The organism is Corynebacterium lipophiloflavum DSM 44291, assembly GCF_000159635.1.
Lineage (GTDB): Bacteria > Actinomycetota > Actinomycetes > Mycobacteriales > Mycobacteriaceae > Corynebacterium > Corynebacterium lipophiloflavum.
The window spans coordinates 319,060-329,380 of sequence record NZ_GG667191.1; the positions used below are offsets into that span (position 1 = coordinate 319,060).

A 10,321-nucleotide genomic window follows, 5' to 3' on the forward strand; every position below is an offset into this window, starting at 1 on the left:
TCTTTCATGTCACCGGCCAGGTGCTTTAATCAAGTGCATGGCACAACACGCGCTAGACCGGCAGGGCGCGATCGCCTTGCCCACCCCGGACAATGAGTCGCAGCGCCGTCGCGTCCTGCGCAACCACAAGATTTTCGTCACCAGCTTGCTCGGCGTGATGGCGGTGATTTTCCTGTCGTGTTCGTGGTGGCAGTCCCAGGGCACGGCCCCGGGTTGGGTCGGGTACGTGCGCGCCGCGGCGGAGGCCGGGATGGTGGGCGGTTTGGCGGACTGGTTCGCCGTCACCGCGTTGTTTCGCCACCCACTGGGTCTGCCCATCCCGCACACGGCGATCATCCCGCGAAAGAAGGACCAGGTCGCCGGAGCGCTGGGCGATTTCGTCAGCGAGAACTTCCTCAACGCGCAAACGATCACGGACAAGGTGGTTCAAGCGGAGGTTCCCCAGCGGGTCGGTGCCTGGTTGGTGCAGCCGGACAATGCTGAGCGGGTCTCCGAGCATGTCGGCGGGTTCACCGTCCGCTTGGTGCAGTCCATCGACCCCGCCGAGGCCGAGCGGGTCATCAACACCCACGTGATCAACCGCTTCGCAGAACCGACGTGGGGCCCGCCGCTGGGCAGGGCGCTGGAGGGGCTGGTCAACGACGGCAAGGTCGAGCCGATCGTCGACGACGTCATCTCCTGGGGCCGCCGCAGGGTCGAGGGCATGGAGGAGGTTGTGGTCACCATGATCGACGAGCGCATGCCGAAGTGGGCGCCGAAGTTTGCCAAGGACATGGTGGGGGAGCGGGTGTACCGCGAGCTGGTGGAGTTCATGCGGGAGGTCGACACTGCCCCGCAGCACGACGCGCGTCGCGCCGTCCGCCGACACATCAACCAGTTCGCCCAGGACCTGCAGTTCGACCCGGACATGATCTTGCGCGTCGAATCGATCAAGGCCGACGTGATGGGCTCGAACGCCGTGAGCTCCGCGGCGGGCGGGCTGTGGGCGCAGGTTTCGCAGGCGCTTATCGACGCTTCCTCCAACGCCGAATCCCCCCTGCGGCGCAAGCTGGTGTCGCTGTGCATCGAATGGGGCGGCAAGCTGCAGACGGATCCGCAGGTGGCGCACAGTGCGCAAACCCGGCTCGCCGCCGTGACGAAGTACCTCGCGGAAAACGGCGCGGGCGAGATCGTCAACATCATCTCCGAGACCATCGCGCGGTGGGACGGGAAGGAGGCCAGCGACAAAATCGAGCTCATGGTGGGCAAGGACCTGCAGTTCATCCGCCTAAACGGAACAGTTGTCGGTGCGCTGGCGGGCTTGGCCATTTACACTGTGTCTCAACTGCTCTTTGCCTAGCGTTCCCCACGAAAGTGAGACCACGATGACTTCCAACAACAACAACTCGATCATGGACAGCCTGCGCAGCGCGGGCGAGGCATGGCTGGCCGCCGGCTCCGCAGTAGGCGGCGTCGTCAGTGAATTCGCTGCGAAGCTGCGCGAGGACCGCAGCGCAGTGGAGCCGACGGGGGCGCATGCCGCCGCCGACACCACCTCGCAAGAGGGGTTGCTGCAGCAGTTGCGCGGCGCCGTCGACAACGCGCGCGGCGCATTCAACTCCGCAGACAGCGACAGCGACTTCCGCGCGGCCGCGACGACGTTCGCCGCCGATGCCGAGGCCATTTTCCGCGACGTCGCGGGCTCGGTGTCCCGTGCCGGCAGCGCTGCGGTGCAGTCCGACCAGGCAGACGAGGCGAAAGCTGCCTTCGGCAGCGCCCTGAGCGAGGTGAAGGAGACTTTCAACCAGGCGGTAGCGAATGTGCGCAACCGCGCCGAGGAATCCGACGTGGATGCGGAAGGCGTTGTCAAGGATCTGCACGAGCGCCTGGACACGCTCATTGCGAAGGTTTCCGAACAGGTCTCCCGCCCGGATTCGGGCCACGAGGAGCCGGAGGATATCATTGACGGGGAAGTAATCCGTGATCAAGACGGCAACAACGGTGATAGCGCCGTTTAGCCTAAACCCAGAGGGAGTGCCCCGCGCATGATGGAACTCAGCACTTTCGGTTCGGTGGGCTTCATCCTCGCCTTACCGGCGTTAGTCCGAAATCTGCTGTTCATGCTCGTTGGCGCCGCCGGCATCGTCGGTGCCTTGCTGGCGGCCACGACCCGCGAGGACGCGTTCGAGGCAGGTGGGCGCCAGAGCAAATGGGCGTGGGTCGCCATCGTCGGCGGCGCCGCGCTCGTGTGTCTGCTGCGCTTCCCCTTCATCTCGTGGTTCGGTGCGGTCGCGATCGGAGTGTACTTTTTCGACGTCCGCCCGCACCTGAACAACATCATCCGCGGTAACCACGGCTGGTGAACTAGTGGACGACCTTGAATGGCTGGCCACGCGGACGGGTAGCACCGCCCTCGGTGGCTGGCCTTTCGCTGTCTCCCCGGGGCACCAGGCGGGCGTGGTGGTCGAGCCGACGCGGGTGCAGGCGGCGAAACGCACCGGCGTGCCCGTCATCGCGGTGGTGGGTTGGCCCGACGGGCGCCACCACAGCGTGATCAAGGCGGCGGAGGCGCGCCTGGCCGTTGAGATGGGCGCGGCCGAGGTGTGGCTCGCTGTCGACGCGGACGCCGAGGGCGATAACGGGGTTCTGGCCGACGTCCTCGCCGTGAGCCAAGCCGTCGAGGCCCCCGCCCGGCTCGGGCTTCTTTACGATGCCCGTGCTTCGGTGATTCGCGCTGGGGAGCTGGTGGGCGCTGACAAGCTCGTGTGCCCAATTGACAAGGATCTTCCCCCCACGGCGCTGGACGTGGCCGCGATCGGGGTCGAAGACAGCGTCGAGGCGGTCGTCGGCGCGCTCGAGGCCGGCGCCGCGGTGGTGTTTACAGAGCCTCGCTGATCTGGTTCAGGTTGACATCGTGGCCGTTGAGCGAGACCAGCAGGCCACCGTCGATGACAGTGACGTCGCGCACCCGCATGGGGCCAAACACGGCGTCCTGCATGCCCACGCGCAAGGCCTCGGAGAGGCGCTGCGCAACCCCGCCCGGCAAATCGATGCCGAACAAGCTGGTGGAGTCGGCGGTGAAGGTGAGGCTGTCGCCGTCCCGTTGCGGGCGCAGGTCGATCCCGGCGAGCCCGTTGTTGAACTGGATGGTCACAGTTCCGGTTTCGGGGTTCGACGTCACCCCGGAGATGTTGACCACATCCTCGACGATCGCGGCGGGCAGGCCGTCGACCTGCGAGAGGGCCGTGGATACCTGCTGCTGCAAAATGGCTTGGATAAACGCGTCCGGCAGCTCGGTGGTCACATCGAGGGTGTCGGCGACGAAGCCCCCGTCGGAGCGGCGGACCTTGTCCACGTTGATCGTCGCGGCGGGCTGGCCCGTAAAAGAATCCCCGTCCAGCACCAACGTTGAGGGAACCGAGAGGGCCATGTGGGGAACAGTGCCGGCCAACAGGCCGAGCGTGAGCGGCTGCGACCCGAACGCGACCTGGGGGTCAGCCGTCGTCGGAACGGGGGCGGCGGCGGCAAACTCGGACTCAATCCGGTTTGACACATAGGCGCGCAGCCCAAATTCCGCGACCAAGATCAGGATGAGGATTACCGCAAGTACTCCGACGAAGATTTTCCAGGCGAGCGAGCCTTTGGTGCGTGTCATGCGGCCATCATACGTCCACTGCGACGTGCTCCCAATCGATCGTTAGCACATTGTCCCGGAGCCTGCGCCGAATGGGGTGCAGCGGCCACCCGTGACCGATGAGTTCGTCGCGGGCGCGGTCCCACCGGACCCGGGGACCGTGCGGGGCCCAGCCGGCGGCATGGTCCCACGCCGCGTCGGCGGCCGAAAGCAGCTCGTGGATCTTCTCGCCGGGGACGTTGCGGTGGATGAGGATCTTGGGAAATCTCTCCGCGACATCGGAGGGGCGGGTCACGTCATGCGGGTCCCAGGCCAGGGTCAGGGAGCGGGGGCCGGTGGCGTCGAGAAGCACCCACGCTGCGCGCCGGCCCAGCTCGTCACAGGTGCCCTCGATGAACAGCCCGCCCGGGGCGAGGCGGGAGGTCACCGCCTCCCACACGCCAGGCACGTCCGCGACATCGTACTGGCGCAGCACGTTGAATGCGCGCACCAGGTGCGGGGTGTAGCCGGCGAGCTCGAACCCGCCGAGCTCAAAGCGCACACCGTCGCGCGGCGTGAGGACCCTATCGGGGTGGATCTCCAAGCCCACGACCTCAACGTGCGGGTTGATCTGGCGCAGCCATCCGGCCCATTCCACGGTTGTGGTGTGCGAGGCGCCGTAGCCCACATCCAGCGCGAGCGGGGCGGGCACGGACCTCAACAGCTCTCCCACCTGTGGATTGAAGCGGGTCCAGCGATCCGAGCGGCGCAGCCGGTTGACTCCCGTGGTGCCGCGCGTGATCACGCCAAATGGCCGGTCGCGCCCAGACTGCGCGCGCAGGTTGTGGGCGTGACCGGCCATAAACGGTTAAAAGGCGGGGGGGGGGAGAGCTTAGAGGTTCTCGCTGATCCACTGCTCGGTGAGCTTGGCCTCGTTGGAGAAGATCTCCTCGAGCGCCTCGCCGACCTTCGGCTCGAGGGCGGCGCCCATGAACGGGATCGAGACCTTGGCCTCGTTGGCGTAGACGAGGGTGGTCTGCTCGCCGGCGCCGGTGAGCACGATGTCGCCGGAGAAATCGACCGGGGTGCCCTTGACGTCACCGGCGTAGTCGAGCTTCGCGGTTTCGCCCTCGAGGGCGCCGATGTTCACGGTGCGCTTGAGCTTGAGGTCTTGGGAAATCATCGCCTGGGCGGCCTCGGGCAGGATCGTCTGCGGCAGGACCTCGAAGAGGACAACGGAAACGCCGTTGAACTCGTTGAGGCTGCCCGGCTCCGGGGAGAGGTTGGCCGCGATGAACTCCCAGTATTCCTTGGTGCTCAGCGCCTGGTGCACCTTGGCGGCGGGGTGGTTAATGGTAACGGTTACTTCGCTGTGTGCGGTCATGGGTCACAGACTACCGTTAAAGGGGTGTCTGATTCATCTTTTGCCTCGCTTACTACCTTGCGCATCGGCGGCAGCCCCCGCGATCTCGTCCGTTGCACGAGCGCAGACGAGCTCGCCGAGACGGTCGCGCGCCTCGACTCGGCGGGCGACACGCTGCTCGTCGTCGGCGGGGGCTCAAATCTTGTCGTTGCGGACGGCCCGCTCGACTTGACGGCTGTCATCGCGGCGAACGAATCGCTCTCGCTTGTCGACGCCTCCACGCTTCGCGTGGGCGCCGGCACTGTCTGGGATGACGTGGTGGCTTTTGCCGTGGAGCACGGCCTGGGTGGCATTGAGGCGCTCAGCGGCATCCCCGGCTCCGCCGGCGCCACCCCCGTGCAAAACGTGGGCGCCTACGGTGCGGAAATCTCCGACGTGTTAACGCGCGTGCGCCTGTACAACCGCGAGACGGGCGCGGATGAGTGGGTGCCGGCCGAGTCGCTGGATCTGGCGTATCGCTACTCCAACCTCAAGTTCACGGCCCGGGCGGTCGTCCTCGAAATCGAGCTCCGCCTCAAAGAAGCGGAGCTGTCCGCGCCGCTTAGACACCTCGGCGGGCAGCGTTTGCCCTTGGCGCAGGCGCGAGAAAACATCATCGCCACCCGACGGGCCAAAGGCATGGTGCTCGACGCCGAAGACCACGACACCTGGTCCGCGGGGTCATTTTTCACCAACCCGATTGTGCCCGCGCCGCTTGCCGACGCCATCGCCAACGACACCGGCGGGGACACCATGCCCCGCTTCACCCAGCCCGACGGCCGAGTCAAACTCTCCGCGGCATGGCTGATCGAGCGCGCCGGGTTCCCGCGCGGCTACCCGGGCAACGGCGCGCCGGCGCGGCTGAGCTCGAAACACACCCTGGCACTGACCAACCGCGGTGATGCCACTGCGGAAGACATCGTGGCGCTGGCCCGGGACGTCAGGGCGGGCGTCGACAAGCGATTTGGCGTTGTCCTCGAGCCGGAGCCCGTGTGGGTGGGGGTGGAGATGTGAGATCTCCCATGAAAAGCTCGGCGACGCAGCGACGCCTCACGGTTGTCCTCTTTGAGGGATTCGAGCTGCTCGACGTTTTCGGCCCCCTCGAACTTTTCGCTCATGTCCCCGCAATGCGAATCGAGCTCGTGGCAGACAAGCCCGGTGCCGTACGCAGCGCTCAAGGCATCGACGTGATTGCGGAGCTCGGTCACGTAGACGTCGAAGATCCCGACATTCTTATGGTGCCGGGAGGCATCGGGACAAGGAAGTTGGTGCTCGACAAGGCTTTTCTGTCCTGGCTATACGAGGTCGGACAACGTTGTCAGGTCGTGTCATCGGTGTGTACCGGGTCGGCGCTCCTAGCCGCCGCTGGGCTGCTTGAAGGCTATCGGGCGACGAGCAACAAGCTCGCCTTTGAATGGGCAGCTTCGTTCGGGGATCAGGTTGTCTGGGAGCGCGAGGCCAGGTGGGTAGAAGATGGCTCCCGCTGGACATCATCGGGTGTCACTGCGGGCATGGACATGAGCGCCGCCTTGATCCGGCGCATCTTCGGGCAGGAAGTTGAAACCGAGGTGGTCACGCGCATTGAGTACCAGCCGCATCGCGACAGCACGAACGACCCGTTCTTCGCTGGGGCGAAGGAGCGTTAGGCGGGGCGTCGAATAGCGACTTAGCCCCCGAGCTGGGCTAGCAAGTCCGCCTGGACCTCGCGGCGGCGGATCTTGCCCATCGGGTCGCGGGCGAGCTCCTCGAAGTGGTAGAACGTGCGCGGCACCTTGTAGGCGGTGAGGTGCTTCTTCGCGTAAGCGCGCAAGCCCTCGGAGTCCAACTTGGCACCGTCGGTGAGGGTGACGCAGGCAACGACATCCTCGGAGCCGTCCGGGCGGGGCCGGCCGACGACGGCGACATCCTCGACGTCTTCGTGCGCGCGGATGACCTCCTCGACCTCGGCGGGGTAGACGTTGAACCCGCCGGTGATGATGAGCTCCTTGATACGCGAGACGAGCTTGATAAAGCCGTCCGATTCCATCACCCCCATGTCGCCGGTGCGGAAGAATCCGTTGTGGAAGGCCTGCTCGTTGGCCTCGGGGTTGTCGATGTAGCCGCCGAACACCTGCGGGCCGCGGGCGAGGATCTCGCCGGCCTCGCCGTAGGGCATGTCCTCGTCGAGGTTGTCCGGGTTGGCGATGCGGATGTCGGTGTCCGGGAACGGCACGCCGATGTAGCCGGGTCGGCGCTCGGCGCTTTCGGGGTTGCCGATGAGGATCGGCGAGGTTTCGGTCAGGCCGTAACCCTCCACGAGACGGCCGCCCGTGAGCGCCTCCCACTCGTCGATGACCGCGACCGGCAGGGAGGCGGCACCGGAGAAGCCGATGTTGAGGCAGGACATGTCCACGCCCTCCTCCTTCGCCTGCGCAACGATGCGCTCGAACAAGGTTGGCACGCCCGGAATGAAGGTGGGCTTGTGCTTCTTGATCGCCGACATGATGAGGTCGATCTTCGGCGCCGGCAGCAGTATCACCTCGCCGCCGATTTTCATCGGCAGGGTCAGGGAGAACGTCAGGCCGAACGAGTGGAAGAACGGCAAAGTGGCCACCATCCGTTGGTCGCGGTCCTGGAAGTCCTTGACCCACGCGATGCCCTGGATCACGTTGGCGCACAGGTTGGCGTGGGTGAGCACTGCCCCCTTGGGGCGCCCCGTCGTTCCCGAGGTGTAGAGAATCAGCGCCGGGGTGTCGGGGGACACCTCGGCGGGGGTGAGTTGCTCGGCGTTGTTTGCCAGCGCGGAGCCAACCAGCGTCTCCCACGGCACGGTGGAGGTCGCGGGCGCGGTCAGCTCGGCGCGCGTCTCGCGGAGACGCTTGAGCGGCAGGCGCAGGGCAAGGCGCAGCGGCAGGGGCATCGCGCGCGTCATGTCGACGCTGATCACGGTGGTCACGTCTGTGTCGTCACGCAGCTCGTTGACGGTGCCGGCGACCTTGTCCCACACGATGGCTACCCGGGCGCCGTGGTCGGCGAACTGCGGGCGCAGCTCGTCGGCGGTGTAGAGCGGGTTGTGCTCGACAACGACCGCGCCGAGCAGCTGCGCGGCGTAGAAGGCCACCACGTGCTGCGGACAGTTCGGCAGCATAATTGCCACGCGGTCGCCCGCCTTCACCCCGAAAGATGCAAGCCCGGCGGCGGAGCGGCGGACCTCACTATCAAGCTCCGCGTACGTCATCGCGCGACCGAAGAAACGGGTCGCGGTCTTCGACCCGTTCGCCGCGATGTTGTCGGTGTAGAACTGAGTGACCGTGGCTGTGCCGTAATCCAGGTTGGGGGCGGTCCACTCCGTGTAGGAATCGAGCCAGGGTTTGTCTGCGTGAGAAGCCATGCCCCCAAGTATAGGGACGACGGTCACCGCCCCGTAGCTTAGTGCTTCGCGGTGCCCTCCTCCAGCATTTGCAGCAGGGTCTTCTGCACCTGCTTGCGGCGGATCTTGCCCGTCTGATCGCGGTTTAGGTCCTCGAAGTGGTAGAAGGTGCGCGGCACCTTGTACGGGGTGAGGCGCTCGCGCGCGTACGACTGGAGACTATCCGGGTCCAGTGGCGCACCCTCGTGCAGGGTGACGCAGGCGACGACATCCTCGGAGCCGTCGGGGCGCGGGCGGCCGACGATCGCGATGTCGTCGATGTCCGGGTGGTGCTTGAGCACCTGCTCCACCTCGTCGGGGTAGACGTTGAAGCCGCCGGTGATGATCATCTCCTTGATGCGGGCAACCAGGCGGATAAACCCGTCTTCCTCCATCACGCCCATGTCCCCGGTACGGAAGAAGCCGTTGTGGAAGGCCTTTTCGTTGGCTTCCGGCTTGTTCAGGTAGCCGGAGAAGACCTGCGGGCCGCGGGCCAAAAGCTCGCCCGGCTCGCCGTCCGGCATGGTCTCGTCGGGGTTATCCGGGTTGGCGATGCGGATTTCGGTGTCGGGGAAGGGCACGCCGATGTAGCCGGGCCGACGGTTGCCGTCGAGCGGGTTGGCTGTGAGGATCGGCGCGGTCTCCGTCAGGCCGTAGCCCTCCACCAAACGGCCGCCGGTGACCTTCTCCCACTTCTCCAGCGTGGCGGTGGGCAGCGTCGCCGCGCCCGAGAAGGAGTAGCGGATGGACGTGATGTCCTTGTTGTTGTCGATGGCCCAGTCGGAGATGCGTTCGTAGAGCGTCGGCACGCCCGGCAGCATGGTCGGCTTCGTCTTCTCGATCGCGGAGAACATCAGCTCCGGCTTCGGCGCGGGCACGAGAATGGACTGTGCGCCCACCGCAAAACCGATGGCGAAGTTGAGCGTCAGGCCGTAGACGTGGAACAGCGGGAGCACGGCGAAGATGCGCTCGTCCTGCTCGCCGAAGTTGCCGAACCACTCCAGGCCCGCGACGACGTTGGCGTTGATGTTGCCGTGCGTTAGCGGCGCGCCCTTTGGCGCCCCCGTGGTGCCGGAGGTGTAGAGGATGAACGCGATGTCATCCTGGGTGACGCACACGTCCGCGCGCTTCGGCTCGTTGCTCAGAAGCTGCGCGAACGGGATGGTGCCCTCGGCCGGGCCGGTCAGCTCCTCGCGCTTCTTCTTGATCGAGCCCAAAGGAAGGCTGAGCACCGTGCGCAGGTGCCACGGCATGGCGTCGATCATGTTGACGGTGATGACCTTTTCAAGCTGGGTCGTGCGCGCCAGCTCCTTGTACACCGGCGCGGCCTTGTCCCACGCGATGACGACCTTCGCACCGTGGTCGTCGAACTGATCCTTGAGCTCGTAGGCGGTGTAGAGCGGATTGTGCTGGACAACCGTTGCCCCGAGGCTGTGGACCGCGAGAATGGAAACGACGTGCTGCGGGCAGTTCGGCAGAGCGATGGCCACGCGGTCGCCCTGTTTGACGCCGAGGCCGCTGAGTCCGGTGGCGACGCGGCGGACCTGGTCTTCGACCTCGCCGTAGGTGAGCTCCTTGCCCATAAACCACGTGAACTTCTTGTTGCGGTGCTTTGCTACCGCGTCGTTGAAACGGGAGACGAGAGTGTCATCTCCGTAAGACAGCTGGCGGTCGGTCCACTCCGCGTAGTGCTGCAGCCAGGCCTTGTTTTCAAAAGCTCCCATAGCGAGCGCGCTCCTTGTATGTCGTTGCCGTTGATTAGTTCATTCTACCTAAGGTCTCTGGTACATCTTACAAGCTCAGTGTGGGGCGTGTGTAGGAAATCCGCGACATATCTTTGTCGGCCACGTACAAAAGAGCCGGTGCTGTGCACTGAAGCGTCCTGGGTTTAGTTCCGCTTCTTTTACGGCCCTGTGTTGATGGGCTCGGTGAGATAGTG

11 protein-coding genes are annotated in these 10,321 nt (G+C 65.6%); 6 read left to right on the forward strand and 5 right to left on the reverse strand.

From position 1 onward, the window contains the following. Positions 1 to 37: 37 nt before the first annotated feature. Genes HMPREF0298_RS01580 through HMPREF0298_RS11500 form a run of 4 tightly spaced genes read left to right on the forward strand, consistent with a single transcriptional unit; the run spans position 38 to position 2,874 of the window. Entirely contained in the window at positions 38 to 1,339 is a 1,302-nt protein-coding gene (locus tag HMPREF0298_RS01580) for a DUF445 domain-containing protein (protein WP_006839335.1), read from the forward strand. Between the two features lie 25 nt (positions 1,340 to 1,364). Then, positions 1,365 to 1,997: a CGLAU_01105 family protein gene (locus tag HMPREF0298_RS01585; protein WP_006839336.1), complete on the forward strand. Its 633-nt coding sequence runs from the start codon at positions 1,365 to 1,367 to the stop codon at positions 1,995 to 1,997. Between the two features lie 27 nt (positions 1,998 to 2,024). Continuing rightward, positions 2,025 to 2,342 carry a DUF2516 family protein gene (locus HMPREF0298_RS01590; RefSeq protein WP_006839337.1) on the forward strand — a complete coding sequence of 106 codons (318 nt, stop codon included), beginning with the start codon at positions 2,025 to 2,027 and terminating at the stop codon, positions 2,340 to 2,342. Between the two features lie 4 nt (positions 2,343 to 2,346). Continuing rightward, positions 2,347 to 2,874 carry a hypothetical protein gene (locus HMPREF0298_RS11500; RefSeq protein ID WP_050758243.1) on the forward strand — a complete coding sequence of 176 codons (528 nt, stop codon included), beginning with the start codon at positions 2,347 to 2,349 and terminating at the stop codon, positions 2,872 to 2,874. On the opposite strand, the gene HMPREF0298_RS01600 is transcribed toward HMPREF0298_RS11500, so the two are convergent. From HMPREF0298_RS01600 to HMPREF0298_RS01610, 3 genes are read right to left on the reverse strand one after another with little or no spacing between them, the layout of a single operon-like run. Further along, entirely contained in the window at positions 2,858 to 3,634 is a 777-nt protein-coding gene (locus tag HMPREF0298_RS01600; protein ID WP_006839338.1) for an LmeA family phospholipid-binding protein, read from the reverse strand. The genes HMPREF0298_RS11500 and HMPREF0298_RS01600 overlap by 17 nt on opposite strands. A gap of 7 nt (positions 3,635 to 3,641) precedes the next feature. Beyond that, a complete protein-coding gene (locus tag HMPREF0298_RS01605; protein ID WP_006839339.1) occupies positions 3,642 to 4,454 on the reverse strand; it encodes a hypothetical protein in 813 nt (270 codons plus the stop codon). Between the two features lie 30 nt (positions 4,455 to 4,484). Next, positions 4,485 to 4,976: a DUF2505 domain-containing protein gene (locus HMPREF0298_RS01610; protein ID WP_006839340.1), complete on the reverse strand. Its 492-nt coding sequence runs from the start codon at positions 4,974 to 4,976 to the stop codon at positions 4,485 to 4,487. Between HMPREF0298_RS01610 and HMPREF0298_RS01615 the strand changes: the two genes are divergently transcribed. Together HMPREF0298_RS01615 and HMPREF0298_RS01620 are read left to right on the forward strand one after the other, a co-directional pair. Further along, positions 4,965 to 6,008, forward strand: a complete 1,044-nt coding sequence (locus HMPREF0298_RS01615) for a UDP-N-acetylmuramate dehydrogenase (RefSeq protein WP_050758245.1) — start codon at positions 4,965 to 4,967, stop codon at positions 6,006 to 6,008. The genes HMPREF0298_RS01610 and HMPREF0298_RS01615 overlap by 12 nt on opposite strands. Positions 6,009 to 6,016: 8 nt before the next feature. After that, on the forward strand, positions 6,017 to 6,640 hold the full coding sequence (locus HMPREF0298_RS01620) for a DJ-1/PfpI family protein (RefSeq protein ID WP_006839342.1): 624 nt from the start codon (positions 6,017 to 6,019) through the stop codon (positions 6,638 to 6,640). A 20-nt stretch (positions 6,641 to 6,660) separates the two neighbouring features. Here HMPREF0298_RS01620 and HMPREF0298_RS01625 read toward each other — a convergent pair whose 3' ends face one another. Together HMPREF0298_RS01625 and HMPREF0298_RS01630 are read right to left on the reverse strand one after the other, a co-directional pair. Continuing rightward, on the reverse strand, positions 6,661 to 8,364 hold the full coding sequence (locus HMPREF0298_RS01625) for a long-chain-fatty-acid--CoA ligase (protein WP_006839343.1): 1,704 nt from the start codon (positions 8,362 to 8,364) through the stop codon (positions 6,661 to 6,663). A 38-nt stretch (positions 8,365 to 8,402) separates the two neighbouring features. After that, complete coding sequence (locus HMPREF0298_RS01630; protein WP_006839344.1) at positions 8,403 to 10,106, reverse strand: long-chain-fatty-acid--CoA ligase; 1,704 nt, start codon at positions 10,104 to 10,106, stop codon at positions 8,403 to 8,405. Positions 10,107 to 10,321: the final 215 nt, after the last annotated feature.

Coding starts and splice junctions, on each gene's coding strand:
- HMPREF0298_RS01590 (WP_006839337.1), top strand. CDS start 2,025: ATGATGGAACTCAGCACTTTCGGTTCGGTGGGCTTCATCCTCGCCTTA.
- HMPREF0298_RS01625 (WP_006839343.1), bottom strand. CDS start 8,364: ATGGCTTCTCACGCAGACAAACCCTGGCTCGATTCCTACACGGAGTGG.
- HMPREF0298_RS01585 (WP_006839336.1), top strand. CDS start 1,365: ATGACTTCCAACAACAACAACTCGATCATGGACAGCCTGCGCAGCGCG.
- HMPREF0298_RS01600 (WP_006839338.1), bottom strand. CDS start 3,634: ATGACACGCACCAAAGGCTCGCTCGCCTGGAAAATCTTCGTCGGAGTA.
- HMPREF0298_RS01610 (WP_006839340.1), bottom strand. CDS start 4,976: ATGACCGCACACAGCGAAGTAACCGTTACCATTAACCACCCCGCCGCC.
- HMPREF0298_RS01620 (WP_006839342.1), top strand. CDS start 6,017: ATGAAAAGCTCGGCGACGCAGCGACGCCTCACGGTTGTCCTCTTTGAG.
- HMPREF0298_RS01580 (WP_006839335.1), top strand. CDS start 38: ATGGCACAACACGCGCTAGACCGGCAGGGCGCGATCGCCTTGCCCACC.
- HMPREF0298_RS01630 (WP_006839344.1), bottom strand. CDS start 10,106: ATGGGAGCTTTTGAAAACAAGGCCTGGCTGCAGCACTACGCGGAGTGG.
- HMPREF0298_RS01605 (WP_006839339.1), bottom strand. CDS start 4,454: ATGGCCGGTCACGCCCACAACCTGCGCGCGCAGTCTGGGCGCGACCGG.